Raw genomic sequence first — 24,421 nt, forward strand, 5'->3', positions numbered from 1 at the left:
ACTCGCAGAATGATCTGGATGGCTTGGCCGGGTCCCTAGACTTGGATGATACATCATCGCAAGTTTGGGGCCGGTCGTTTGTCGAACGCTGGGGCTCGCTCCGTCGAGCGGCTGCGTCTAGGGGCCCTGTGATGACCCAGCCCTTGCCACTCCATGAACAATCATTCGTCACCCATCTCGAATGCTCGCTCACGGGCGAGTATTATGAGGCTGACCAGGTCCACAATCTGAGCCGTGCGGGCCGGCCGCTGCTGGTCCGCTATGATGCGGCTTCAGCGGGACGGTTGATGACTCGGGAAGTGCTGGCGGCGCGTCCCGCCGGCATGTGGAAGTGGCGTGAGCTGTTGCCGCTGCCGCCCGGCGCCGAGCCGGTCAGCCTCGGGGAGATCGAGACTCCCTTGCTGCCGCTGACGCGCTTGTCCGCCCGTGAGGGTGTCGCGCCTCTGTTGGTGAAGGACGAGGGCCGGCTGCCGACGGGGTCATTCAAGGCCCGTGGCCTGGCCATGGCGATCAGCATGGCGAAGCACTTCGGTACTCAATCGGTTGCGTTGCCGACCAACGGCAACGCCGGCGCCGCTCTGGCGGCCTATGCCGCCGCCGCCGGCATGAAGGCGACCGTGATCTGCCCCGCGGAAACGCCGCTGATCAACGTGACCGAGACTGCCGCTTATGGTGCCGACGTCTTTGTTGCCGACGGCCAGATCGACGAATGCGGTCGGCTGGTGGGCGAAGGGGCGGCGGCAGGACGCTGGTTCGACGTGTCGACGCTCAAGGAACCCTACCGAGCCGAGGGCAAGAAGGTGATGGGCCTGGAGCTGGCCGAGCAGCTTGGCTGGAGGCTTCCGGACGCCATCTTCTATCCCACGGGCGGAGGCACCGGCCTGATCGGCATGTGGAAGGCCTTTGCCGAGCTGGAGGCAGCCGGCCTCATCGGCCCCGAACGGCCGCGCATGTTCGCCATCCAGGCCGAGGGCTGCGCGCCGATGGTGCGGGCGTGGGAGAATGGCGACGAGTTCGCGGAGCGGTGGGAAGGTGCGGCCACCATGGCCACCGGTATCCGGGTGCCCAAGGCGGTTGGCGACTTCCTGATCCTGCGCGCGGTGCGCGAGAGCCATGGCGCGGCATTGGCCGTAAGCGAGGAGGCGATCGCGGCCGCCGTGCGCGACGCGGCTCATGCCGACGGCACCCTGCTCTGCCCGGAGGGCGGGGCGGTGCTGGCCGGATGGCGCAGAGCGCGTGAGCTGGGACTGGTCGGAGCGCAGGAGCAGGTCATGCTGTTCAACTGCGCGGCGGGGAACAAGTACCCGCTGCCGGACAGTGCCAAGCGGATCCGGCTCGCCGAAACGAGCGGCACGACCCTCTAGACCCCTTGCCGAAGTTGGGAGGAAATCCCAACTGTGCGGATGCTGCAGCGCAGCATAAGCCATCCCCGGTTAACTACTGGGGGGCTAAGTAACGGAAAAGCAAGGATCGGCCTTGCATGGCACGCGCCATGCATAGGGAGTGGCGACCTGCCAACGGACGCCATTTTCAGGAGTTTAGACCAGTGACCAGCAAGCCCAACCTCTTCTTCCGCCGGGATACGCTGTTCGGCGCGTGTCAGGGAGTCGGCGACGACCTCGGCATCAACCCGCTCTGGTTGCGACTGCCGCTGGCCGCCACGATTCTCTACAGCCCGACGCTTGCCTTCGGGCTCTATGCCCTGCTGTGCGTGGGCGTATTCGCAACGCGGATGATCTGGCCGGTGAAGACCGCCAGGGTTCAGTCGCCTGCGGCCGTGGCTGACGCTGCGCCGACGGTTGTCGCTGACAATGAGCAGCGGGAGCTGGCCCAGGCCGCGTAACGTAAAGGCTCTTGAACCTTCGGAGCGGACCATCCCCGGATGGCCCTCCGAAAGTTGGTGCCGGCTGAGGGATTTGAACCCCCGACCTTCGGTTTACAAAACCGCTGCACTACCACTGTGCTAAGCCGGCGCGCCGAAGCGTCACCGGCCTATTGCTTCACAAGATGCCGAAGGTCCAGCCTTCCGTGCGGGCGAGTTCGGCCGTCAGGCCGGCGGGGCGGAAGGCGTGCGGCCGGGCTGCGAGCGCTCGCATTCCGGCGGCGGTCACCAGCGCGTCGGTCTGGTGGTCGTTGGGCTCGAACCGAAGCCGCGCGGGCGGACTGCCCAATCCTTTCAGTGCCTGGTTCAGGTCGGCTCGCGTGCGCAGCTTGGTGCCGCTCATCCCCGCCATGCGCAGGTAGATGCGGGTGTAGATCTCGACCACCGCGCTCCCGTGATCCGGCAGCGGGTCCATGGGAAAGATTGCGACCTGACCTGAAATGCGGTGCAGCAGGCGCATGCCCGAGAAGCTGGCCTTGGCGACCTGGGCCGCGCCAATCGCGTCATAGGCGCTGGCAGTCTTCCGGCCGCCCTGCTGGTTCAGCCGGGCGTCGCACTGCCGGAAGCGGACGAAGTCGGCCTTCACCCCATCGGCGATGCCGAAATAGAAGTGCGGGCGGTGGACCTGTTCAAGGAAGCTTGCTGCCCCGAGGTCCTCATCGGGCGCCTGGGCGTCGACATATGCCCAGAAGTCGCGAGCATTGTCGGGCACGTCCGGTTCGCCCGGAAGATAAGAGCCGCGCTCGGCGTGTGGCGGGGCGAAGCTGAAGTCGAAGCCGAACAGGCTGGGCTCGCGCTGAGCCTCCTTGACCAGCCAGTCCGCGACTTCCGTCCGGCTCCAGACATGGCCCGGACGGACGAGGCGCGGAGCGGTGTCGCCCCGCGCCTCGGCAATGGCGATACCCTTGTGCCGCCGGCCTTTGGCTCCCGACCAGTCGATCGCGACGAACCGTGTGAACCGCGGCGTCACACCAGCGGCGGCTGACGGTCGTCGGGCTGCTCGCGGGTACCTTCGAGGCGGGCAGGACGACTGGCGCGCGGCTTGGGGGGAGTCATGTTGTCCGTATAGCGCTCGAGCAGGCGCGCTGCCGCGTCACGGCCGCCGAGTCCGAACGCCAGCGCCGTCGCCACTGCCGCCGAGCCCAGGATCAGGCCGAACGCCAGGATCACGATCTGGTCGGCAAGTCCCATGAAGGTGAGCCCGATCGCGGTGAACAGGGCAATGATCGCGTAGCGGATGATGGTCTGCGCATAGCCGCCTTCCCCCGTGCCGGAGCCGACCAGATTGGCGATGATCCGGGCCAGGAAGATGCCCGCGACGATGATCAGTGTGCCGAAGATCACCTTGGAGCCGAGGTCGGTCACCTGGATCAGGAAGATGGCCACCTGATCGCCGCCCAGCTGCCGGGCGGCTTCGATCGCGGCCGCAAGGATGATCGCGATGAATGCGATGTTGGCGACGATCCGGCTGGGTGCCGTGCGGGCCGGGAGGATGCCGGTGGCGCGAACCGCGTCGTCGAAGCCGGTCGGCGGCAAGATGGACTCGATGATGGTCTTGAGGAAGCGTGCCGCGACCAGCGCGATCCCGAGCCACAGGGCGGCGGTCAGGATGCGCGGGATGGCGGCGCCGATCTCGTTGAGCATGGCGATGGCCGGGCCGCTGATCGCTTCGATGCCAAGCACCTGCAGGGCGGCGATCGCGACCGGGATGATGATGAGGGCGAAGACGAGTGTTCCGGCGGCCTTGGCGAGCGTTGCGCGGGGACTGCCGGGAACGGTGCCTGGCGGCACGGCGGCGGGATCGGCAGCGACGGTGCTGGGGTGATCGCCCAGGCCCGCACGCGCCATCCACCCGTCGACGTTGGCGGCTGCCAGCAGCGTCTCGACCAGCCGGCGGACGATGCGGGCGACGATCAGGCCGATGAAGAAGATGAGGCCGGCGCCGAGCAGGCGGGGAAGGAAAGCGAAGATCTCGGTGGTGAGCTGGTTGATCGGCGCCAGGATCTCGCCGACGCCGAGGTAACGAAGCGCCGCCATGATGCCGACCAGCCAGACGATCAGCTTGGCAATGGTGCCGAGCTGGTGACCCACCGTCTCGTGCTGGTCACCCGGCGTGTGCTTCTGGAGCGCAGGAGTCTTCGCGACGGCCCGGCTGATCGCCCAGTGCACCGCCCGGGCAACCACCCACGTCACCAGGATGATCAGGATGGCGATCAGTATACGCGGCCCCCACAAAACCAACTGATCGCGATAATAGTCCGTGGTTGGTGTCTGGTACATGGGAGCCCTCCTGCTCAGTCGGTCCTATCTGCCCGGCGTTGTGCCCACCATGCAAGGCGCTCGGCGAGCTTCCGTTCGAAGCCGCGGTCGGTAGGCTCGTAAAAGGTCTCTGCAGTCATTTCCTCGGGCCAGTAAGCCTGTCCGGAAAAGCCGTCGGGTGCGTCGTGGTCGTAGGCATACCCCTCGCCGTAGCCGAGGTCACGCATCAGGCGGGTCGGAGCACCCAATATGTGCTTGGGTGGGGACAGTGAGCCATGCTCCTTCGCGCTTTTCCACGCTGCCTTCTGCGCCTTGTACACCGCATTCGATTTGGGCGCGGTGGCGAGGTAGAGGCAGGCCTGGACGATCGCCAGTTCGCCCTCGGGTGAGCCAAGGAAGTCGTAGGTGTCCTTCGCCGCCATGCATTGGACGAGCGCTTGCGGATCGGCGAGGCCGATGTCCTCGACTGCGGCGCGGGTCAGGCGGCGTAGCAGGTAGAGCGGCTCCTCGCCCGCAGTAAGCATCCGCGCGAGGTAGTAGAGGGCAGCATTCGGGTCGGAGCCCCGGATCGATTTGTGGAGTGCCGAGATGAGGCCGTAATGGCCTTCGCGGTCCTTGTCGTAGACCGGCAGGCGTCGCTGGAGCAGGTCACGCAGCGAAGCGGGATCGAGCGCCTCCTGGGGTCCGATGTCGAACAGCAACTCGGCCTGGTTGAGCAGGAACCGGCCGTCGCCGTCGGCAGTAGCAACCAGCGCCTCGCGGGCTTCGGATGTCAGAGGGAGGGGGCGTCCGACTTCGGTCTCGGCCCGCGTCAGCAAGTCGTCCAGCGCCACGGCGTCGAGGCGGTGCAGCACGAGCACCTGGCAGCGGCTGAGCAATGCGGCATTGAGTTCGAAACTGGGATTCTCGGTCGTCGCTCCGACGAGGACCACGGTGCCGTCCTCGACGAACGGAAGGAAGCCATCCTGCTGCGAGCGATTGAAGCGGTGTATCTCGTCCACGAAGAGGAGCGTGCGCTGGCCCGCGCGGACGGCGGTCTTGGCTTCGGCAAACACCTTCTTAAGATCGGCAACGCCACTGAACACGGCCGAAAGCGCAACAAAGCGCAGCCCTACGGCGGCGGCAAGAAGCCGGGCGATGCTGGTCTTGCCGGTGCCGGGTGGCCCCCAAAGGATCATGCTGGAGAGCTTGCCGGCCGCGACCATGCGGCCGATCGGGCCGTCGGGGCCGGTGAGGTGGTCCTGACCGATGACGTCCGCGAGCGTGGCCGGGCGCAGGCGATCGGCCAGCGGGGCGGCAGCAGTGGCCACCGGATCGGCCGGCGCGGACGCGGGCGGGGCATCATTGAACAGGTCCGCCATCGCCGTTCTTCTAGGCACGCCGCCAAAACTTTCCAGCAGGACTTGTCGGTGCTGCGTCTAAGATATATCTAGACGCAACTTAGATAGGAGAAAACATATGGGCTGGCATGGTGCGGGATGCGGCCAAGGTGGCCGCGGCGAACGGGGCATGTTCGGTGGCGGGCGCAGCTGGAGCTTCGGCCCGGGTAACTTCCGCTTCGAATTCGATCCCGGACAGGGCTGGGACCTTGGCCGGGGCTTCCCCGGTGGCGGTGGTCGCGGCGGGGCTGGGCGGCGTGGCCGCTTTTTCGGGTCGGGTGAATTGCGGCTGGTGCTGCTCAAGCTCATCGCGGACGAACCGCGCCACGGTTACGACCTGATCAAGGCCATCGAGGAGCTGACGCACGGTGTGTACGCGCCAAGCCCCGGCGTGATCTACCCGACCCTCACCATGCTGCAGGACATGGGTCAGATCGAGGAACAGGACGGCGGCGGATCGCGCAAGAAGTTCGCCGTGACCGAAGAAGGTCGCAAGGAGATCGAGGCTAATGCGGAGGACATCGAGCGGCTGATGAACCGGCTCGAGGAGACCGGATCATCGCGGCGCGAGCATCAGCGGCCGGAGATCGGCCGTGCCATGGGCAATCTGATGCACGCACTCAAGAACCGGGTGGCTCGCGAGGGCTGGAATGAGGAGCTACTGGCCGAGGTCACCGACATCCTCGACGACGCCGCCAAGCGGATCGAGCGGCTGAGGTAAGGCGATGCTTCGCGGGTGCGGGTTAGCTCCGCATCCGCGCGAGCCGCTCGCGGCGGGCTATGGCGCGCACGTAAGTCTTGATCACGGCGGCGTTGATGTGATCCCAATCCTGCGTCTCGGCGTAAGCCAGACCGGCCTGACCATGGGCATGGCGAAGCTCAGGATCGTGGGCATAATCGGTGAGCGCAGTGGCGAAGCCGTCGATGTCGCCAGGCTCGACCAGGATGCCGGTCTTTCCGCCGCAAACCAGGCTGTTGGCCCCGGTAGCGGCCGCTGCAACCACCGGCAGGCCGACCGCCATCGCCTCGAGCGTGACATTGCCGAACGCTTCGGTAACGCTGGGGTTGAGCAGGACGTCGCAGCTGGCCAGCGCTCGGGCGAGGTCAGGGCCGACCTGCTGGCCGAGGAAGACGGCGCCCGGCAGCCGCTCGGCGAACCAGCCCCGGGCCGGTCCGTCGCCGATCACCATGACCCTGTGCGCGACACCGCGAGCGTTGAGTTCTGCGATGGTGTCGACGAAGACGTCGAGGCCCTTCTCCATCACGGTGCGGCCGAGGAAGCCGACGACGAAGTCGTTTTCGCTTAGGCCCATGCCGGTCCGCCAGCGCAAGTCCCGGCGGCCCGGATTGAATTGCTCACGGTCTACGCCGCGCGCCCAGATCGTGATGTTCCTGTTCATGCGTTGGGCGCGAAGGACAGCCGCCGTCGACTCGGCCGGCACAATCAGTGCGTCGCAACGCGAGTAGAAGCGGCGCAGCATGGCGCGAAGCAGCGGCTCAAACGCCTGCAGGTGGTAGTAAGTGAGGTAAGTCTCGAAGCGCGTGTGAACCGAGGCGATCACCGGCAGGTCGCGGCGGCGGGCCCAGCTGACGGCGCGATGCGATGACACGTCGGGGCTCGCGACATGCATGATGTTCGGGCGGAACTCGTCGAGATCTTTCCGGACGCGCGCGGGGAGGCCCAGAGGCATGCGATATTCATCGCGTTCTCCAGGGAGCGCTACGGACGGAAGGGAGACGAGGTCGCCGGTGGGTGGAAAGGCCGGTTGATCGACAGTCGGCGAATAGACGCGAACCTGGGCGCCCTGGCGCAGCAGATAGCCAACTAGCCGGTTGAGCGCCTGATTGGCGCCGTCACGCACATAATTGTAATTGCCCGAGACGAGCGCGATGCGGAGGTCCGAGGCGTCCATCCGGCCACCCCTTAACGGGATGGCCGGACAGATTCCACTTTTCGCTTAGCGACTCTTGCGGCTCGCCGCGATCGGGCGACCGCGCAGGGTACCAATCAGCGCCAGGCCCAGCGCGCCGGCCACAGCAGCCGTCTTGATCGGCTGCTCGCGCGCGAAATCGCGAAGTGCGCCAAAGCTCTTCCGAGCCTGGCCGGACAGCTGGTCGACCATGCCGTCCTGCTGCAGCGCCGGATCGTTGGTAGCGTCGCCAAGGCCCTGCTTGAGCTGACCCTTCATGTTCGTGCCTTCACCGACGAGCGTATCGACGTTCATGGTTTTTCTCCTGATGGGGGATTTGCCGTTTCAACGCGCCAGCCGCCGGGTCGTTGCTACGCCGAACAAGGTTAATGCGCTCAGCGCCGGCCGGCTCGGCTGGATCGCAGCAGCAAGGCAAGGCCGACAATGGCGGCTAGGCGGAAGGAGACACGCATGGCAGGCAAGATGGCGATGGACCCCGCACTTCCCAAGTCCTCGTTCGCGCCCGTCGTGGACCGACACACGCGTTTGCTCATCTGCGGGAGCCTGCCGGGCGACGCCTCGCTTCGGGCGCAGCGCTATTACGTTCACCCCCAGAACCAGTTCTGGCGCTTATTGGAGACCATATTGGACGAGCCGCTGGCGGCGCTTGGCTATGAGGAAAGGCTGGCACTGCTGCGGCGGCGGCAAGTTGGCCTGTGGGATGTGGTTGCCAGCGCCCGCCGCGAAGGGAGCCTCGACCAGGCACTTCGCGACGTCGCCGCCACGCCATTGGTGGAGCTCGCATCCGAACTTACCGAGCTTCGTGGGATCGGGTTCAATGGTGCCACTGCGGCGAAGATCGGGCGGCGGATGCTGCAGAGCACGGGATTGACGCTGATCGACCTGCCTTCGTCTAGCCCGGCCTACACCCTTGCCTTCGCGGCCAAGGCCGCGCGATGGGCCGAGCTTAGGCCGCTCCTCGGTTGACAGGCGGCGCCGGCAACCCCACCCATTCGGGCATGGCCGAAGACTTGAGCGACACCGAGGACGCCCCAGCCACTGACCTGTCGATGGTTGACGAGGCGCTCGTCGCAGGGACGATCGCCAATACCAACGGGCTACTGGTGATCCTGGCCAAGCTGGTCGCCCGGGGCGTGTTCGACGCAAACGACCTCAAGGCGTTCAGCGATTCCTATTCCAAGCCGCTCGACCATGAAGGCATGCGCGAGAATGAACTCGTCAGCCAGATGCAGGACCAGATGGAAAGCACGCTGGCCGAACTGATGCGGTTCCTGGCCGAACAGCACTGACGATCGGCCACCCGGAGGCGCCTTGGCGCCGTTGTGGCGGTGGGGATCGAGGCTATATGGGAGCGATGAACGCAGCCGCTGGCCTTGCCCTGTTCTGCACCACCATCGTCTTCATGGAGGCGGTTGCATACGCACTGCACCGCTGGGTCATGCATTCGCGCCTTGGCTGGCGGCTACACGAGAGCCATCACCGGGAGCGAACCGGCTGGTTCGAGGCGAACGACTGGTATGGTGTGCTGTTGGCCCTGCCGTCAGTGGCCCTGATCTATGCGGGCGTTCACGGGCAGCTCGGCGGATGGGCGGCTTGCGTCGGGGCGGGCGTGGCCGCTTATGGGCTGGTCTATTTCGGTTTTCACGATGTGATCGTGCATGGCCGCATCGCCCACCGCATCGTGCCACGGAGCCGCTATTTCCGCCGGATTGTGCAGGCACACAAGCTGCACCATGCGGTGCATGGACGTGAAGGGGCAGTGAGCTTCGGCTTCGTCTATGCACCGCCCGTCGAGCGGCTGAAGCGAGCGCTTGCAACCAGCGCCAAGGCCGAGGTCAGGGCGCCGAAGGGGCGTGCCGCGGGCGAGTCCACAAGCCCGTCCGTGGAACAGGTCTGACTGGCCACAAAGCTTCCCAGAAGGCCTCCATTACGAGCGCCAGTTTCTCACCTTTCCCGGTGCTGATGCGCCCATCCCATGCGCGGGGGCCGAGTGCTGCCGCGCGGATAGCGATCTCACCATAAATGCCGCTGGCGGACAGCACTGCCCAACGGCTGCGGAACGGCAGGCGAGCGGCACCGACCCGGGCCGAGCGTCGATAAGCATCGGCCAATTCGCTCAGGCGGCGGGCAATGCGCGCAAGCGCAGCGCGGTGCCGCGGCTCGGCCAAGTCAGCGTCGGTGAGGCCCTCGGCGGCGAGCCATCGGTTAGGCAGATACACCCGGCCGATCCGCGCATCCTCGACAATGTCGCGGGCGATATTCGCTAATTGGAAGGCAATGCCGAGGTCGGCGGCGCGGTCGAGGGTATCAGTATCGCCTGCATCCACGCCCATGACATGCGCCATCATCACACCGACGGCGCCAGCGACCTGGTAGCAATAAGAGAGGAGGTCCTCCTCCGTTTCCGGTCGCCAGCCGGCTGCGTCGCGGTCGAACCCGGCGAGGTGATCGGCAGTGACCGCAGCGGGAATGTGGCATTCGGCAGCGACAGTACGAAGCGCCTCGAACGCGACGATTCCGGTCGGCTCGCCCGCGAGGGCCTTGGCCGTTCGGTCATACAGGAAGGTAATGCGCGCCGCGCTGTCATTCACTGCTACGGCGTCATGACCAAGCGTTTGTCCGTCGGTCACATCGTCGCAAGCGCGACACCAGGCGTAGAGCAGCCAGCTGCGTTCGCGGGTCTGGAGATCGAACAGCTGGCTGGCGAACCGGAAGCTCTTGGAGCCAACGGAGATGCTGGCCAGGGCGGCTTCCACCAGCCGTGCGCGATCATCCGCGGCGCTCATGCGGCGAGCATCAGTCCCGCAGTGGCCTCCGCACTGCCAACCACTCCCGGGATGCCCGCGCCCGGATGGGTACCTGCACCAACGAAGTAAAGGTTCCGGAGCTTGTCATCGCGATTGTGGGTGCGGAACCAGGCCGATTGCCACAGAACGGGCTCCAGGCTGAAGGCCGAGCCCAGGTGCGCCGACAGGTCGCGGCCGAAGTCGTCCGGTGTATAGTGAAAAATGGTCCGAATGCGCTCACGGATATCCGGGATCAGCCGGTCGGCAAGGATGTCGAGGACGACGTTCTGATACTTCTCACCCTCGCTGCTCCAGTCCACCGGCGCCTTGCCCAGGTTCGGTACGGGAGCAAGGGCGTAGAAGGTAGAGCAGCCGGGCGGCGCCATGCTCGGGTCGGTGACTGTCGGGTGGTGAAGGTAGAGTGACGGGTCCGTCGCAAGCGTCCCGCGATTGTAGATGTCGCCGAGCAGGCCCTGGTAGCGGGGCCCGAACATGATCGTGTGGTGGGCGATATCGGGGAAAGTGCCCTCAAGCCCAAAGTGGAGCACGAACAGGCCGGGCGAGAAACGCTTGCGTTTCAGGCTGCGGACCTGAGCCGCTCCGCGCGATGAGCCTTCGATCAGACCGTAGCTATGGACCACGTCACCATTGCTAGCGACAGCGTCAGCCTCGCCGGTCCAGCCCGAGCGGGTGCGAACGCCGGTGACAGAGTCGCCGCGGGTCGTGATTGCAGTCACCGGATCACCGAGGCGAACCTTTCCGCCGATCCGCTCGAAATGACGGACCATTCCCGCGATCAGCCGGTTGGTGCCGCCTTTGGCGAACCAGACCCCGCCATCGCGCTCCAGCTTGTGGATCAGAGCGTAGATGGATGAGCAGGTCATCGGATTGCCGCCGACCAGCAGAGTATGAAAGCTGAGCGCCTGGCGGAGGTGCTCTTCCTTAACGAAACTCGACACCGTCGAGTAAACCGAACGCCAAGCCTGGTACTTCGCCAGCGCCGGCGCGGCCTTGAGCATGTCGCCGACGCTTTCGAACGCTTTGGTGCCAAGTTTGAGATAGCCTTCGCGGAATACCCCGGCCGAGTAGGCGAGGAAGCGCTGGTAGCCGGCCCAATCGTCCGGGTTTAGCGCATCCATGGCCTGCTTCAGCTCGGCATCGTCGTTGGTGTAGTCGAACACCACACCGTCCGGCCAGGCAAGCCGATAGAAGGGCTTCACTGGAACAAGCTCAACGTCATCTTCAAGTCGGTGGCCAGTCAGTTGCCACAGACGCTGCAGGCAGTCGGGATCGGTAATGACGGTCGGGCCAGCGTCGAACACATGACCGTCGCGCTCCCACACGTATGCGCGGCCGCCGGGCTTGTCCCGCGCCTCGACGACCGTCGTCTGGATGCCGGCCGACTGCAGGCGAATGGCCAGTGCCAGTCCGCCGAAACCCGCGCCAATAACGATCGCACTCTTCACTTGGGTTCCTTCAGCGCCCGGAGAGCGCGCGAGATAGGGACGGGCGGGCGCCCAGTCAGGATGCGTGCCCGATCGAACGCCGTGCTCTTCCCCGCGTAGAAGCGAGCGATCAAGGGGGACGGAAGCCGGTAGAAGCGCTCCAGCACGCGATAGCGCTGCGCAGGATCGGCGGCGTCGAACAGCATTCGGGAGAGCAGGCGGTCGAACTGGCCGCGGCGCCAGTGCGCTTTCGCCCGGGACCGGGTCGCGGGGCCGAGATCGTCGAAGCTGGGCAGCGTTGCGATCCACGTGGCGAAGCGAACGGCGTCGGGGAGCGAATAGCTCGTCAAAGGGTGGAAGAAGGCACCCTTCGCGCCAGCACGCGCGACCAGGTCGGTGGCCGGCCACAAGGCATCGAAGTCACCTCCCTTCAAGACAGGCAGCTGACCGCATTCCTCGCGGGTTCGTTCGGCAATCTGCCAGCCCTGTGCTGCGGCATAGTCACCGATCCGATCGCGCAAAGTCCCAACATCAAGGTCCTGCTCGTCGGCGTAGTAGGTGTCCTCGACGAACAGCTCTGTTCGGCTGAAGGGGAGGCAATAGACAAAGCGGTAGCCGTTGGCCTGATCGACGTCTGCGTCCATCACGATGGGGTGGCCGAGACCATGGCCCTGCGGGACGTGGAGGAGCTGGCCGACGAACTTCTGCCAACCGAGTTGAAGCCCTTCCGCCTTGCCGCCGCGGGCGTCGAGGATGGCTGCGGCCGCAACGGTACGACCGTCGTCGAGCGTGGCCGCCGTGGAACTGACGGTGAGGCTGGCGGCGCGCAGGATGCGCTCGCCAGGCAGGGCGGCCCTGACGGCTGCATCGAGCGCTTCGCTCTCGATGGTGCGGTATGCCTGATCGAGAATGCGGGAGTGCGCCGGGAAGCGCACTTCGTATGCATTCCAGCGATGGCCGATCAGTGGCTCGACAAGCCAGCGATCAGCCGGTGCAACGTCGCTCTCGAAGAAGGACCAAAGGTGATTGCCGCCGATACGGGCACCTGGTTCGACAATTCCGACACGCAGGTCCGGACGCCGCCGCGCGAGCGCGAGTGCAGTCAAACCTCCTGCCAGGCCGCCGCCCAAGATCAAGAGGTCGAAGTCGGGGGCCGCCATTACCTGCCCCTGTCGCATGGCAACCGCTAAGGGAAAAGCCGTAAATGGACCCGCCAGCTTTGCCCGGCTAGCATGGCTTCATGGACCGCACTCTTTCCTTGCCGCTGCTGATCACCGCCCTCGTTCCGCTGACGGGTGCGGCTCCTGCGACGAGCGATCTTACCCTCAAGCTCGACGGCCTACGCAACACCAAGGGAACCGTCCGCGTCTGCCTGACCAGCGACTCTATGCGATTTCTGGAATGCCAGAAAGTGCCGGGTGCCGTCGGGCGGTCGGTAGCGGCGGTGCAGGCGAGGGAGATCTCGCTCGGCCGGGTGCCGGCGGGGACTTATGCCTTGCTGGTGATCCACGACGAGAACAACAACGGCAAATTCGACATGACCCTCGGCATTCCACGCGAGGGCTTCGGCTTCTCCAACAATCCGGCGATGCGACCGCGGCCGCCACGTTGGGACGAGATTCGGTTCGCATTGCCTGGAGGCCCGGCGACCGAGACCGTCCGGGTCCGATACGTTCTCTAATCGATGAGCGGCGTCGGCCTTGCTCATGCAATGCCGCTGCTGGCGGCGCTCGCGGCAGGGCTGATGATCGGCGTGGAGCGCGGCTGGCAACAGCGAGGCCAGCCGGCGGGAAGCCGCGTGGCGGGGGTGCGGACCTTTGCCCTGCTGGGGCTGACCGGCGGGCTGTCGGCTGTTCTGGGCATCATCGTCCACCCGCTGCTGACGGTTGTTCTGGCCGGCGCCGCATGCACGCTGCTGCTGCTGGGTTATCGGCGCGAGGGTGAGCGGAGCATCACCAACCTGCTCGCAGCGACGATCGCGCTCGGGCTCGGCCTGCTGGCCGGTGCGGGCCAGCCGGCGCTTGCCGTTGGCGCTGCGGCAGTCGTGACCCTGTTGCTCGCCGCTCGAAGCAAGCTGCATGGACTGCTTGACCGGCTCGACCCGACCGATGTTCAGGCCTTTGCCCGCTATGCCGTGATCGTGGCGGCCGTGCTGCCGTTCCTGCCGAACCGGCAGTTCGGCCCCTACGGTGCGTGGAATCCGTTCCAGTTGTGGCTGGTGGCAGTGCTGGTGACCGGTTTTTCTTTCGCCGGCTATATCGCGGACCGCTGGGTTGGGGCGAGCAAGGGCGTGCTCGCGACTGCGCTGATCGGCGGAGCCTACAGCTCGACGGCGGTAACCGCATCCATGGCGCGGCAGCTCGGCACGGGTTCTGCGGGACCGTTTGCCGCCGGAATAGCGCTTGCCACCTCGGTGATGTTCGTCCGGGTGCTGCTGCTGGTGGGACTGCTGACCCCCTCGACCTTCGTGCCCTTCGTCCTCTTGGTGGGGCCAGCAGCGCTGACGGCGTGGGGAGCGGCCATTTGGCTGTGGCGGCGGAGCGGCACAGCGGTCGGAGGCAGCGGCGATGAAGCAAGTCCCGGTAATCCCATCGAACTGGTGCCTGCGCTGACCTTTGTCGGCGTGGTTGCCGCGGGCGCGCTGCTGACGCGCTGGGCGCAGGCGCGTTTCGGAGCGGGCGGTACAGCGCTTTCCCTGTTCATCACCGGCAGCTTCGACGTCGACGCGGCCATTGTCACCCTGAGCCAGCTGCCCCGGACCGCCGTTGCGCGCGAAGTTGCGGCACTGGCACTGGCCGGCACGATCTTTGCGAACATGGTACTCAAGATCGGGATCGCCGCCGCTTACGGCCGGGCAAAGGCGAAGACGGCGGTGCTTGCACTTCTGGCAAGCACCGCCGTCCTGGTGACCGGTGGCGGCGTGGCCGCCGCGCGGCTGTTCTAGAACTTCGCGCCGATCGCCATGCCAAAGCGGCGCGGCTCAAGGGTGAAGACGTTGGTAAACAGGCCGGATGAAGCGTCGGCCACGAACTGACCGGTGATCGCCTCATTGTTGGTCAGGTTCTGGACGAAAGCGCGGACGAACCAGCGGTCTTCTACGCCGTTCAACTGAAGCTGGGCATTGATCACGGTGAAGCCCTTCACCTTGTCGATCGGCCGGTTGAAGCTGCGGGCGTAGAAGCTGCCGGTGTAGTTGACATCCGCCCGGGGAACGAGCGTCATGCCGTTGCCGAAGCGCAAGGTGTATTGTGCTCCGCCGCCGACCTTCCACTTGGGCGATTGCGGCAGCTCGTTGCCCGTAAGGTCTTGGGCAACACCCTCATTGATGATGAACGGCAGCGGCCCGGTTGGGACGCCGAACGCCGCCCGCAGCAGTGCGTTCGGATTGGCCGCCGCACCCTGCAGCGCCGAGCAGAGCGAGAAAGCGCCCGTCGTGTTGGTGCTGGGGATGGGCACCGGGGCGTTCAGTCCAAGCGCGCCGTTGACCGCGCCGACGAAGCCATTGACGGCCGCCGCCGGTACGCCGGCGACCGCGGGGGTGACCACGCAGTTGGCGCCGCCCTGCAGGTCCTTGATGATCACCGCGTCGCTCCGACCGCCGGACGGATCGCGCGGATCGACCAGGCTCAATCCCTTGATCTTTGTATGGAGGTAGGAGCCTGTGAGATTGAGGAGGAAGTCAGGCGCGGGCTTGAACACCGCTTCGGCCTCGGCCCCGTAGATGCCCGCGTCAGTATTATCGTTGACGGAGGTGCGGGCAACGATGCGGCTGAGCTGCAAACCCTTGTAGTTGTAGTAGAAGGCCGAGAGATTCAGCCGAACGGCGCCGCCCGCGAAGGTGTTCTTGCTGCCGATCTCGAACGAATCGATCGATTCCGGCCTGAAGGTGGGCGAGACGTTGAAGGATGGATCGATCGGCGGATTGATGCCACCCGACTTGTAGCCGCGCGAGTAGGACGCATAGAGCAGGTTGTTCGGCGTCATCTGATAGTCGGCGACCAGGCGACCGGTGACCCTTCCGAACCGTACCTTGGCAATGGCATTCGCCTGGTTGCCTGGAGTGGAGGCATCGGCGTCATAGAGGCCGATGAATGGCGACTGGTTCGCGTCGGTCACGCCGAACGGGGTCAGCCAGCTGAGGATCGGCGCTCGGGCAACCTGGCGCTTGCGGTCATTCGAATAACGCGCGCCAAGGGTGAACTTGAGCTTGTCGCTCGCCTGGAAATAGGCCTCGCCGAAGACGCCGTAGCTCTTCAGGCGGAAATCGCTGACCTCCGAATTGAAGAACGGGGGCGCCAGGAAGGTGTTGGGGAAGGTGGCCCCCGCAGCGCGCTGACCAAGTGACTGGATGGCGCCCAGCACGCCCGAGGCATAATCGAGGCCGGCGCTCGCGACGTAATAGTTGGAGTTGGTGAAGCGGCCGTCGAGGTAGATGCCGCCAAGCAGGAAATTGAACGGCCCGTTGAAATTGGAATCGACGTGCGCCTCGACCGAATATTGCCGATAGTTGGACTGCGATCGGTCATAGTCGGTGCTGCCGGGCGTGCAGCGGTTGGTGAAGCCGCCGTAGATGCCGGTGTAGTTGAGGTTGGTCTCCGAGGTGCAGACGCTGCCAAGCGGACCATTCGGGATAAGTGCCCGAGCCGCATTGGTGAACGGATTAACACCCCCCGGGAAGATCGCGCCAGGCGCAAGGCTGAGTTGATAAAGGCTGACCAGGCCAGGATTGCCAGCCAGGCTATTGCCGGCAAGCAGGTTGTAGTCGGTCCTGCTGTCGACGCTGTTCTTGGCCCATCCGCCGGTCACCGTCGCACTGAACGTTTCGCCCAGGTCCTGCTCCAGCCGGCCCATGACGAAATATTCCTTTGCCTTGTAGGTCGGATTGAAGTCGGCACTGATCGTGCGGAGGTCCTGCGGGTTGGTGATTCCGCCGAAGAAGGGATCGGCGGCGTTGTTGAGGTCAACGAGTCCCAGCCCAAAGCCGGCGACGAGCGGATTGAACCCCGCGGCCGCATTGATGAATTGGCGTGATGAGAGAGTGGCCGACAGCGTCGACTTGCCGTTCACGATCTCGAATGGAAGGGTATCGGGCAAGCAGCCGAGCACGCCAGTCGGATCGCGATGACAGAGCTGCTTCTGAATGCGCGAGCGGTCGTCATTCTCGTTGAAGGCGTAGCCGATCACGTCAAGCGTGGTGCCGGCCGACGGCTTCCACCGCAGCGAGCCGCGCACCGCCCAAAGGTCGCGACCATCCACCCGCGAATTGTTGAAGATGTTCTTGGTGTAGCCGTCGCGAGTGAGGAAGTAGCCGGCGGCGCGAATGCCCAGCGTGTCAGTCAGCGGCACGTTGATCATGCCGGTCGCCTTGAGTGACTGGTAATTGCCATACTCGAGGCTTGCAGCAGTGGCGACCTTGGTAAGGTTGGGCCGCGCCGTAATGAAATTGACCACGCCCGAGGTCGCATTGCGGCCGAACAGTGTGCCCTGTGGTCCTCGCAACACCTCCACGCGCTCAAGGTCGAAATATTCCGTCTCGAACAAGCGGGTGGAGACCAGCGGCATGTCGTTGACATGGATGCCGGTCGCCTGGTCGCAGCTGAAGCCGGTGCAAAGATCGCCGATCCCGCGGATGGTGAAGCTCGACGAGGTGAAATTGGTCTTGGTGAAGGTGACGTTGGGAAGGCTAAGCTGAAGATCGCTGGCGTTGCTGATCTGCTGCCGCTCGAGCGCCTGGCCAGTGAAGGCCGAGACGGCGATCGGCACTTGCTGCAATGCTTCGGAACGGCGCTGGGCGGTAACGATGATGTCGCCGTTGCTTGTCTCGGTGGCGGTTGATTGCGGTACCGAGGATGGCTGGGCGCTTTGGGTAGTCCCACTCTGAGCGTCTCCGCTCTTGCCCTGCGGAGCGCTGTCGCCGGCACCGGTTGTGACGGTGCCTTGGGGCGGGCCGGACTGCGGTTCAGGGACGGTCTGAGCTGCTGCTGGGACGGCTAATCCGAGCGCCGCGAGCGAGGCTCCGGCAAGGTATAGTTGCACGCGCATAATGACCAGCTCCCCTTTTGCCCCATTGGGACGTCACCAACGGCCGGCAACGTTGCCGGTCGACAACGAACTTCTTCGGGTGCCCTCCTCCAAGGGACGCCCTCCGCCCATAGGCAGGCTCTTGCGGAGCGTGACCGTTGGACGCACACAATGACGCACGGGCTTCGGCCCACTGTCAAGCACGGGGTGAAGGCAGGCCATGAGCGAGCGGGAAGTGACCAACGTCGACGTGCTGGTGGTCGGAGCCGGAATCTCCGGTATCGGCACCGCTTGGCACCTGCAAACCTATTGTCCCGACCGCAGTTTTGCCATCCTCGAGGGAAGGCCAGCGATCGGCGGAACTTGGGACCTGTTCCGTTATCCCGGCATCCGCTCTGACAGCGACATGTATACGCTCGGCTACAGCTTTGAGCCGTGGACCGAGTGCAAGGCGATCGCCGATGGACCGTCAATCCTCAAGTATGTGAACATGGTCGCGGATAAATATGATATTCGCCGTCACATCCGCTTCAACCACCATGTGGTGAGTGCCGACTTTGACAGCGAGACGGCCCGCTGGACGGTTGAGGCGCGGCTTGGTGATGGCGCAACCGCGACCTTCCGATGTCAGTGGCTGCACATGTGCAGCGGCTACTATGATTACAACGAGGCTTACTTACCCGAATTCGAGGGGGCGAAAAGCTTCCCCGGCCCTTACTTCCACGCGCAATTCTGGCCTGAGGACCTCGATCTGCACGGCAAGCGCGTAGTGGTCATCGGCAGTGGCGCAACCGCGGTGACCATCGTGCCTGAGATGGCCAAAGCTGGTGCGGGCCATGTCACCATGCTCCAGCGCTCGCCGACCTACATGGCAAGCCGTCCGTCCGTCGACAAAGCCGCTAACCGACTGCGCTGCCTGCTCGGGCCCAAGGCCAGTTACGGCGTCATCCGCTGGCGAAACGTGCTGATGCAGCAGGCCTTCTTTCAATTATCCAGGCGTCGGCCGGAATTCATGAAGAAGCTGATGAAGAAGGGTGTCCAGCGCGAGCTTCCACCCGACTACGAGATCGAAACCCACTTCAACCCTGCCTACAATCCGTGGGACCAGCGGGTATGCCTGGTGCCCGATGCTGACCTGTTCGCCGAAATCCGCAAAGGCCGGGTGGAGGTCGTAACAGACCACATCGACCGGTTCACCGCGAAGGGGATCAGGTTGAAGTCAGGACGCGAGCTTGAGGCCGACATCATCGTGGCCGCCACGGGGCTGAAGCTGCAACTCCTGAGCGACGTCGCCTTTTCAATCGACGGCGTACGCCAAAGGCTGAACGAGCACATGACGTACAAGGGCATGATGTTCAGCAACGTGCCCAACCTCAGCTACAGCTTCGGCTACACCAATGCATCCTGGACGCTGAAGGCGGACCTCACGTCCGTCTATGTCACACGGCTGCTCAACCATCTCGCCCGGACCGGTCGGCAGATCGCCACTCCCCGGCAGGAGCCGGACGTGCACGAGGTGCCGTTTCTCGATTTCAGCAGCGGCTATGTGCAGCGCGCGCTGGCCATCCTGCCAAAGCAGGGCGATCGCGCGCCTTGGAAGCTCTACCAGAACTACATCCTGGACCGGCGAGCGCTTCGGCGTGGCAAGCTTGAGGATGGCGTGATGCAGTTCAGCCAGGCGCGCGGTGTGGCTGTTCCACCACGAACACTGACAAAGGAAGCCGCATGAAGCTCGAGGGACGGGTGGCTGTCATCACGGGCGCTGGCAGCGGCATCGGTCGCGGTATCGCGCTTGCCTGTACCCGCCGTGGCTGTGCGGTCGCCCTCGCTGACCTCAACGAGGACGGGCTGCGCGAGACGGCCGGGATGATCCGGGACGTCAAGGTCACCATGCACAAGCTGGACGTGACTGACCGTGCCGCCTGTCTGGCTTTGCCAGGCAAGGTGGCGGGGGAGCATGGTCGTGTCGACATGCTGTTCAACAATGCGGGCGTGGCCATCGGCGGAACCTTCGAGCAGGTCGACGAGGCGGATTTCGACTGGTTGATGGAGGTCAACTTTTACGCGGTGGTGCGGCTGACCCGGGCCTTCCTACCGGTTCTGAAACAGCGGGATTGGGCGCGGATCGTCAATGTCTCAAGCCTCTTCGGACTGATCGCGCCGCCCGGAAACACAGCTTACTGCGCGGCCAAGTTTGCGGTCAGGGGCTTCTCGGAATCCCTTCGCAGGGAGCTGGAGGAAGCCGGCTCGCCCGTTGGGGTGACGGTCGTCCACCCCGGCGGGATCAACACCAACATCGCCCGCAACGCCCGACCGCCGCGGTACGTCACCAACGAGGAAGCCGCCGCGATGGACGCTCGCAGGGACGAGTTCCAGAAGTTCCTGAAGATGTCGCCGGTCAAGGCAGGCGAAATCATCGTGAGCGCGGTTGAGAACGAAAAGCCGCGCGTCCTGGTCGGCAATGATGCGAAGTTCGGCGCCCTCATCGAGCGGCTTGCACCGGTCGGCTACTGGAAATTCCTGCAGCGGAGCATGTCATGAGAAATTGGGTCATTGGGGGCACGGCTGCAATCGCCGGACTGCTCGGCGCGGGTTTCTACAGCGCTCGGGCGGCACGCCGCGCTGAGGACATGGTGCCGATGGACGGGCACATCGTCACGGCAGGGCCATACAAGCTGCACGTCACGGAACAGGGGCACGGCAGGCCGCTGCTCCTCATCCACGGCCTTGGCGCACAGCTGCGCAGCTTCGGGCAGCCGATGGTGGACGAACTGGCCAAGGACCACCGGGTCATCCGTGTTGACCGGCCGGGCTCGGGCTATTCGCCACCGCTTCCGAGTGGTTCGCAAAGGCTGTCGGACCAGGCGGACGCCATTGCCGCGCTGATCGACGAGCTCGGGCTGGAGAAGCCGATCCTCGTTGGTCACTCGCTCGGTGGCGCACTGAGCCTTACGATCGCGCACCGCCATCCGGAAAAGATCGGAGGCCTCGCACTCATCGCGCCGGCCACCCAGCCGGTGCGCGACGTGCCGGACGTGTTCAAGGGGCTGATGGTGCCGCTGAGCCTGGTCCCACTGGTTGCGCGCACCGTGGCGGTTCCGCTGGCGCTTGCTACCCGTGACAAGGTGCTACGCGAGGTTTTTCGGCCCGAGGCGGTGCCCGACGATTATCTGACGGCCGGCGGGGGTCTGCTGGCCATGCGGCCGGGCAACGTCGAGGCGGCCTGCGGCGACCTCCAGCTGGCTCGCGCGGACGGCGAGGAGATGGTGGCGCACTATGCATCGCTGAATTTGCCGGTGGCGATCCTGTTCGGGCGCGAGGACAATCTGCTCGACTATCGCGAGCATGGCGAGACCACGGCGACCGAGATTTCCGGCGCTCGGCTCACCCTCGTCGAGGGCGGGCACATGCTGCCTTATACTCAGCCGGTCGAGACGGCGAAATGGGTGCGCAGTGCCATCGCGTAAGGGAGAGTAGGCTATGGCCGAGGCGGCGATCGAAGCAGATTATGTGATCGTCGGCGCGGGCTCGGCCGGCTGCGTTCTCGCGGCTCGGCTCAGCGAGGACCCGCAGGTGCGGGTCATCCTGCTGGAGGCGGGCGGGGATGACCGTCCGCTGAAGGAGCCCTCTCAGTTGATCAGCAACATGTGGATCCACGTTCCGCTCGGCTATTCGCAGACACTGAAAGATCCCAAGGTCAACTGGCTCTACATGACAGAGCCTGATCCGGGTACGCATGGTCGGCAGCACGTCTGGCCGCGCGGCAAGGTGCTCGGCGGATCCTCCTCAATCAACGCGATGCTCTACGTGCGCGGGCAAAGGTCCGACTACGACCATTGGCGCCAGCTTGGCTGCGAGAACTGGGGTTGGGAGGACGTCTTCCCTTACTTCCGCAAGGCGCAGCACCAAGAGCGTGGGGCAAGCGAAGATCATGCGGTTGGCGGGCCCTTGAACGTCTCCGACCCATGCGACAGCCATGAGGTCAGTGAGGCGGCCATCAAGGCGTGCGAGGCGCTCGGCTTGCCCGAGCGGGACATCAACGGTCCCGAGCAGGAAGGTGTCGGCTGGTTCCAGCTCAACATCAAGAATGGCAAGCGCTGCTCGGCAGCGGTCGCCTACCTGCATCCCGCGATGAGCCGGCCGAACTTGCGGGTGGAGACGCGGGCGCTGGCTTCCGGGGTATTGTTCGAAGGCAAGCGCGCCGTGGGGGTCGAGTTCGCCCAGCGCGGCGCCACTCGCGTGGTGCGCGCAAGGCGGGAGGTGATACTCGCGGGCGGGGCGATCAACTCGCCACAGCTCCTCGAGCTTTCCGGCATCGGACAGGGCGATCGGTTGAGAGCACTCGGGGTCGAGGTCGTGCATGAGCTGCCTGGCGTGGGCGAGAATCTCCAGGACCATTATGTGGTGGGCGAGACCTTCCGGCTGAAGAAGGGCATCATCTCCGTCAACGAGTTGGCGCGCGGGCCGCGTTTGCTCAAGGAGGTCTTGCGCTACTTCCGCGAGAAGCGCGGCCTGCTGACCCTGTCAGCCGCCCACGTCGCGGTGTTCTGCAAATCCCGCCCGGATCTTGCCGGTCCCGACATCCAGTTTCACATTCTTCCCGCAACAATGGACGCCGATAAGCTCGCCAACGAGCAGAAGATGGAATTGGAGAGTGAACCGGGACTCACCATCGCGCCCTGCCAACTGCGGCCTGAGTCGCGCGGTTCGGTGCACCTTAAGACGCGCAACCCCGCCGACCATCCGGCGATCGCACCGAATTATCTTTCCGACCCGCTAGATGAAGAAGTTGTGCTGGCCGCGATGAAGTGGGGTCGTCGCATCGCTGCGACCGATCCGCTGGCCGGATATATAGATCATGAGACAAACCCGGGCGCTGCGGCACAAACTGACGAGGCGCTGCTCGATTATGCGCGGGAGAAGGGCACGACCATCTATCACCCGGTGGGTACGTGCGCGATGGGCCGCAACGATCGCGCGGTAGTTGACCCGGAACTGCGCGTGCACGGCGTTGCCGGCCTGCGCGTGGTGGACGCCTCCATCATGCCGCGCCTGATTAGCGGTAATACCAATGCACCCACTATCATGATCGCCGAGAAGGCGGCGGACATGATCAAGGCGGCGGCGAGGGAGCGAGTGGCAGCCTAGTCCGTGCTGAGGTGGCGATGGGCGTCAACTCGCGTCGGCACCGGCGATATGGATGCTACGACCACCACGAAGCGCAGGTCGAAAGCGACGTTTGGCAGCTCGGCGCTGGTCAGAGGCGCGCGGCAGTTTCAGGAGCTCAGCCGCGCTTAAGCATGGCTTTCGCGACCTTGCGTGCAAGGTTGCCCCACGGCGGCCCAAGCTTCTCGAACGCGTTCCAGGCGCCGACCTTGTGCACTCCGCGCGCGTGGCTGAAGCGCTTGAAACCTTCCTGGCCGTGATAGGCGCCGATGCCACTGGCGCCGACGCCCCCGAACGGCAGACTTTCCTGCGCAATGTGGAGGAGGGTGCCGTTGAGGGTAACCCCCCCCGATAGTGTACGGTTCAGAACCGCCTGCTCCCTCGCCTCGTCCTTGGTGAAGCAATAGAGCGCCAATGGCCGGTCGCGCCCGTTGACGAAGGCAATGGCCTCGTCGAGTGACTTGTATGCAACGATCGGCAGGACTGGTCCGAAGATCTCCTCGGAAGCGAGGATCGTTTCTTCCGGCGCGTTCAGAACCACGGTCGGGGGAACCTTGCCCGCGGCGACCGCCTTGGCTTCGCCATGCTGAAGCACGGTGCTGCCAACCTTCCGGGCGACTTCGATCGCCTCAAGTAGCCTTTGACGATGGCGTTCGCTGATCACGCCGGAATAATCGGCATTTCCTGCAATGGTGGGATAGCTGTTCTTCACTTCGGCCAGCAGTGCTTCGGCCATTGCCTGCACCTTGCCTTCAGGCACCAGCACATAGTCCGGTGCGATACAGGTTTGTCCGGCGTTAAGGAATTTGCCGAAAGCGATCGAGCGGGCGGCCTTGGGCAGGGGATAGTCGTCGCAGACGATCGCGGGTGACTTGCCGCCAAGCTCCAGCGTGACCGGAACGAGGTTTTCGGCAGCGGCCTTGTAGACCAGCCGCCCGACGGCAGTGGAGCCGGTGAACAGCAGATGGTCGAAGGGCAAGGAAGAGAATGCGCGGCCTACCTCAACACCGCCCGTGACTACCGCCAGCTCACTTTCGTCAAATGAGTCCGCGACCAGCTCCTTGAGCAATTCGGCGAAAGCGGGCGTCAGTTCGGACGGCTTGAGCAGCACCCGGTTGCCAGCGGCGATAGCGTCGATTGCCGGTGAAAAGGCGAGCTGTAGCGGGTAGTTCCAAGGGCTGATGATGCCGACCACGCCAAGGGGTTCATGCCGGACCCATGCTTTGCCCGGCTGGAAATTGATCCCGACGTGGCGCCGCTCCGGCTTCATCCACTTCGCCAGATTCTTCTTCGCATGGCGAACAGCGCCGAGCGTCGGCACCAGCTCCATCAACTCGGTTTCAATCCGAGCGCGAGTGCCAAAATCGCTGGAGATTGCGTCGGCAAAACGATCGCCATTCGCCTTCACCAGTGCGCCAAGGCGGCTCAGCCGATCCAGCCGGAGCTTGAAGTCGGCCGGCGGGTAGCGCCGCGAGGCATCATGCTGAAGGTCGAAGACCCGCCGCATCTCGGCTGTGTCGGTGGTCGCGAGGCGAGGGTCTGCGTCGGCCAT

General features: G+C 64.9%; 22 protein-coding genes and 1 tRNA gene. 12 read left to right on the forward strand and 11 right to left on the reverse strand.

The window, feature by feature from the left end:
• Positions 1-131: 131 nt before the first annotated feature.
• Positions 132-1,364: a threonine synthase gene (locus tag M8312_RS13855; protein WP_250118269.1), complete on the forward strand. Its 1,233-nt coding sequence runs from the start codon at positions 132-134 to the stop codon at positions 1,362-1,364.
• 182 nt (positions 1,365-1,546) lie between these two features.
• A complete protein-coding gene (locus M8312_RS13860; RefSeq protein WP_250118270.1) occupies positions 1,547-1,843 on the forward strand; it encodes a PspC domain-containing protein in 297 nt (98 codons plus the stop codon).
• Between the two features lie 55 nt (positions 1,844-1,898).
• Here M8312_RS13860 and M8312_RS13865 read toward each other — a convergent pair.
• The 4 genes from M8312_RS13865 to M8312_RS13880 all read right to left on the reverse strand — a co-directional run bounded on the left by M8312_RS13865 (position 1,899) and on the right by M8312_RS13880 (position 5,502).
• Positions 1,899-1,973, reverse strand: a tRNA-Thr gene (locus M8312_RS13865).
• A gap of 27 nt (positions 1,974-2,000) precedes the next feature.
• Positions 2,001-2,852, reverse strand: coding sequence for a hypothetical protein (locus tag M8312_RS13870; RefSeq protein ID WP_250118271.1), 852 nt, complete (start codon positions 2,850-2,852; stop codon positions 2,001-2,003).
• Positions 2,849-4,162 (reverse strand): mechanosensitive ion channel, encoded by a 1,314-nt coding sequence (locus M8312_RS13875; RefSeq protein ID WP_250118272.1) that lies wholly within the window; start codon positions 4,160-4,162, stop codon positions 2,849-2,851. Before M8312_RS13875 ends, M8312_RS13870 begins: the two co-directional genes overlap by 4 nt.
• A gap of 14 nt (positions 4,163-4,176) precedes the next feature.
• The gene (locus tag M8312_RS13880; RefSeq protein ID WP_250118273.1) at positions 4,177-5,502 is read right to left on the reverse strand and encodes a replication-associated recombination protein A; all 1,326 of its coding nucleotides are present in this window, start codon (positions 5,500-5,502) and stop codon (positions 4,177-4,179) included.
• A gap of 97 nt (positions 5,503-5,599) precedes the next feature.
• Here M8312_RS13880 and M8312_RS13885 point away from each other — a divergent pair, with 97 nt between their 5' ends.
• On the forward strand, positions 5,600-6,241 hold the full coding sequence (locus tag M8312_RS13885; protein ID WP_250118274.1) for a PadR family transcriptional regulator: 642 nt from the start codon (positions 5,600-5,602) through the stop codon (positions 6,239-6,241).
• A gap of 22 nt (positions 6,242-6,263) precedes the next feature.
• Here M8312_RS13885 and M8312_RS13890 read toward each other — a convergent pair whose 3' ends face one another.
• Positions 6,264-7,433 carry a glycosyltransferase family 4 protein gene (locus tag M8312_RS13890; protein WP_250118275.1) on the reverse strand — a complete coding sequence of 390 codons (1,170 nt, stop codon included), beginning with the start codon at positions 7,431-7,433 and terminating at the stop codon, positions 6,264-6,266.
• Positions 7,434-7,478: 45 nt separating this feature from the next.
• Entirely contained in the window at positions 7,479-7,745 is a 267-nt protein-coding gene (locus tag M8312_RS13895; RefSeq protein ID WP_250118276.1) for a CsbD family protein, read from the reverse strand.
• A 156-nt stretch (positions 7,746-7,901) separates the two neighbouring features.
• Here M8312_RS13895 and M8312_RS13900 point away from each other — a divergent pair, with 156 nt between their 5' ends.
• From M8312_RS13900 to M8312_RS13910, 3 genes are all read left to right on the forward strand, one after another.
• On the forward strand, positions 7,902-8,417 hold the full coding sequence (locus tag M8312_RS13900) for a DNA-deoxyinosine glycosylase (RefSeq protein WP_250118277.1): 516 nt from the start codon (positions 7,902-7,904) through the stop codon (positions 8,415-8,417).
• A gap of 32 nt (positions 8,418-8,449) precedes the next feature.
• Complete coding sequence (locus tag M8312_RS13905; protein ID WP_250118278.1) at positions 8,450-8,740, forward strand: hypothetical protein; 291 nt, start codon at positions 8,450-8,452, stop codon at positions 8,738-8,740.
• Between the two features lie 65 nt (positions 8,741-8,805).
• Positions 8,806-9,348: a sterol desaturase family protein gene (locus tag M8312_RS13910; RefSeq protein WP_250118279.1), complete on the forward strand. Its 543-nt coding sequence runs from the start codon at positions 8,806-8,808 to the stop codon at positions 9,346-9,348.
• Here the strand turns inward: M8312_RS13910 and M8312_RS13915 are convergent.
• The 3 genes from M8312_RS13915 to crtY are packed head-to-tail and all read right to left on the reverse strand — an operon-like array spanning position 9,287 to position 12,842.
• Positions 9,287-10,237 carry a phytoene/squalene synthase family protein gene (locus tag M8312_RS13915; protein WP_250118280.1) on the reverse strand — a complete coding sequence of 317 codons (951 nt, stop codon included), beginning with the start codon at positions 10,235-10,237 and terminating at the stop codon, positions 9,287-9,289. The two genes, M8312_RS13910 and M8312_RS13915, sit on opposite strands and share 62 nt — an antisense overlap.
• Positions 10,234-11,703 carry a phytoene desaturase gene (locus M8312_RS13920; protein ID WP_250118281.1) on the reverse strand — a complete coding sequence of 490 codons (1,470 nt, stop codon included), beginning with the start codon at positions 11,701-11,703 and terminating at the stop codon, positions 10,234-10,236. Before M8312_RS13920 ends, M8312_RS13915 begins: the two co-directional genes overlap by 4 nt.
• A complete protein-coding gene (gene crtY / locus M8312_RS13925) occupies positions 11,700-12,842 on the reverse strand; it encodes a lycopene beta-cyclase CrtY (protein ID WP_250118282.1) in 1,143 nt (380 codons plus the stop codon). The genes M8312_RS13920 and crtY overlap by 4 nt, the downstream gene beginning before the upstream one ends.
• 80 nt (positions 12,843-12,922) lie before the next feature.
• Between crtY and M8312_RS13930 the strand changes: the two genes are divergently transcribed.
• Both M8312_RS13930 and M8312_RS13935 read left to right on the forward strand, forming a co-directional pair.
• Positions 12,923-13,363 (forward strand): DUF2141 domain-containing protein, encoded by a 441-nt coding sequence (locus M8312_RS13930; RefSeq protein WP_250118283.1) that lies wholly within the window; start codon positions 12,923-12,925, stop codon positions 13,361-13,363.
• A gap of 3 nt (positions 13,364-13,366) precedes the next feature.
• Positions 13,367-14,626 carry an MgtC/SapB family protein gene (locus M8312_RS13935; RefSeq protein WP_250118284.1) on the forward strand — a complete coding sequence of 420 codons (1,260 nt, stop codon included), beginning with the start codon at positions 13,367-13,369 and terminating at the stop codon, positions 14,624-14,626.
• Here the strand turns inward: M8312_RS13935 and M8312_RS13940 are convergent.
• A complete protein-coding gene (locus M8312_RS13940; RefSeq protein WP_250118285.1) occupies positions 14,623-17,724 on the reverse strand; it encodes a TonB-dependent receptor in 3,102 nt (1,033 codons plus the stop codon). The two genes, M8312_RS13935 and M8312_RS13940, sit on opposite strands and share 4 nt — an antisense overlap.
• 199 nt (positions 17,725-17,923) lie before the next feature.
• On the opposite strand from M8312_RS13940, the gene M8312_RS13945 reads away from it, so the two are divergent.
• From M8312_RS13945 to M8312_RS13960, 4 genes are read left to right on the forward strand one after another with little or no spacing between them, the layout of a single operon-like run.
• A complete protein-coding gene (locus tag M8312_RS13945; RefSeq protein WP_250118286.1) occupies positions 17,924-19,432 on the forward strand; it encodes a flavin-containing monooxygenase in 1,509 nt (502 codons plus the stop codon).
• Entirely contained in the window at positions 19,429-20,244 is an 816-nt protein-coding gene (locus M8312_RS13950) for an SDR family NAD(P)-dependent oxidoreductase (RefSeq protein WP_250118287.1), read from the forward strand. Before M8312_RS13945 ends, M8312_RS13950 begins: the two co-directional genes overlap by 4 nt.
• On the forward strand, positions 20,241-21,170 hold the full coding sequence (locus M8312_RS13955) for an alpha/beta fold hydrolase (RefSeq protein WP_250118288.1): 930 nt from the start codon (positions 20,241-20,243) through the stop codon (positions 21,168-21,170). Before M8312_RS13950 ends, M8312_RS13955 begins: the two co-directional genes overlap by 4 nt.
• A 13-nt stretch (positions 21,171-21,183) precedes the next feature.
• Positions 21,184-22,851, forward strand: coding sequence for a GMC family oxidoreductase (locus tag M8312_RS13960; protein WP_250118289.1), 1,668 nt, complete (start codon positions 21,184-21,186; stop codon positions 22,849-22,851).
• A 136-nt stretch (positions 22,852-22,987) separates the two neighbouring features.
• Here the strand turns inward: M8312_RS13960 and M8312_RS13965 are convergent, their stop codons facing one another.
• The gene (locus M8312_RS13965) at positions 22,988-24,421 is read right to left on the reverse strand and encodes a coniferyl aldehyde dehydrogenase (protein WP_250118290.1); all 1,434 of its coding nucleotides are present in this window, start codon (positions 24,419-24,421) and stop codon (positions 22,988-22,990) included.

It is taken from the genome of Sphingomonas sp. KRR8 (assembly GCF_023559245.1).
Classification (GTDB): Bacteria; Pseudomonadota; Alphaproteobacteria; order Sphingomonadales; family Sphingomonadaceae; genus Sphingomicrobium.

Excerpts from the sequence above, each read along its gene's own strand:
- M8312_RS13855 (WP_250118269.1), top strand. The coding sequence starts at position 132 with ATGACCCAGCCCTTGCCACTCCATGAACAATCATTCGTCACCCATCTC.
- M8312_RS13875 (WP_250118272.1), bottom strand. The coding sequence starts at position 4,162 with ATGTACCAGACACCAACCACGGACTATTATCGCGATCAGTTGGTTTTG.
- M8312_RS13880 (WP_250118273.1), bottom strand. The coding sequence starts at position 5,502 with ATGGCGGACCTGTTCAATGATGCCCCGCCCGCGTCCGCGCCGGCCGAT.
- M8312_RS13885 (WP_250118274.1), top strand. The coding sequence starts at position 5,600 with ATGGGCTGGCATGGTGCGGGATGCGGCCAAGGTGGCCGCGGCGAACGG.
- M8312_RS13890 (WP_250118275.1), bottom strand. The coding sequence starts at position 7,433 with ATGGACGCCTCGGACCTCCGCATCGCGCTCGTCTCGGGCAATTACAAT.
- M8312_RS13895 (WP_250118276.1), bottom strand. The coding sequence starts at position 7,745 with ATGAACGTCGATACGCTCGTCGGTGAAGGCACGAACATGAAGGGTCAG.
- M8312_RS13900 (WP_250118277.1), top strand. The coding sequence starts at position 7,902 with ATGGCAGGCAAGATGGCGATGGACCCCGCACTTCCCAAGTCCTCGTTC.
- M8312_RS13905 (WP_250118278.1), top strand. The coding sequence starts at position 8,450 with ATGGCCGAAGACTTGAGCGACACCGAGGACGCCCCAGCCACTGACCTG.
- M8312_RS13910 (WP_250118279.1), top strand. The coding sequence starts at position 8,806 with ATGAACGCAGCCGCTGGCCTTGCCCTGTTCTGCACCACCATCGTCTTC.
- M8312_RS13915 (WP_250118280.1), bottom strand. The coding sequence starts at position 10,237 with ATGAGCGCCGCGGATGATCGCGCACGGCTGGTGGAAGCCGCCCTGGCC.
- crtY (WP_250118282.1), bottom strand. The coding sequence starts at position 12,842 with ATGGCGGCCCCCGACTTCGACCTCTTGATCTTGGGCGGCGGCCTGGCA.
- M8312_RS13930 (WP_250118283.1), top strand. The coding sequence starts at position 12,923 with ATGGACCGCACTCTTTCCTTGCCGCTGCTGATCACCGCCCTCGTTCCG.
- M8312_RS13935 (WP_250118284.1), top strand. The coding sequence starts at position 13,367 with ATGAGCGGCGTCGGCCTTGCTCATGCAATGCCGCTGCTGGCGGCGCTC.
- M8312_RS13940 (WP_250118285.1), bottom strand. The coding sequence starts at position 17,724 with ATGCGCGTGCAACTATACCTTGCCGGAGCCTCGCTCGCGGCGCTCGGA.
- M8312_RS13945 (WP_250118286.1), top strand. The coding sequence starts at position 17,924 with ATGAGCGAGCGGGAAGTGACCAACGTCGACGTGCTGGTGGTCGGAGCC.
- M8312_RS13950 (WP_250118287.1), top strand. The coding sequence starts at position 19,429 with ATGAAGCTCGAGGGACGGGTGGCTGTCATCACGGGCGCTGGCAGCGGC.
- M8312_RS13955 (WP_250118288.1), top strand. The coding sequence starts at position 20,241 with ATGAGAAATTGGGTCATTGGGGGCACGGCTGCAATCGCCGGACTGCTC.
- M8312_RS13960 (WP_250118289.1), top strand. The coding sequence starts at position 21,184 with ATGGCCGAGGCGGCGATCGAAGCAGATTATGTGATCGTCGGCGCGGGC.
- M8312_RS13965 (WP_250118290.1), bottom strand. The coding sequence starts at position 24,421 with ATGGCCGACGCAGACCCTCGCCTCGCGACCACCGACACAGCCGAGATG.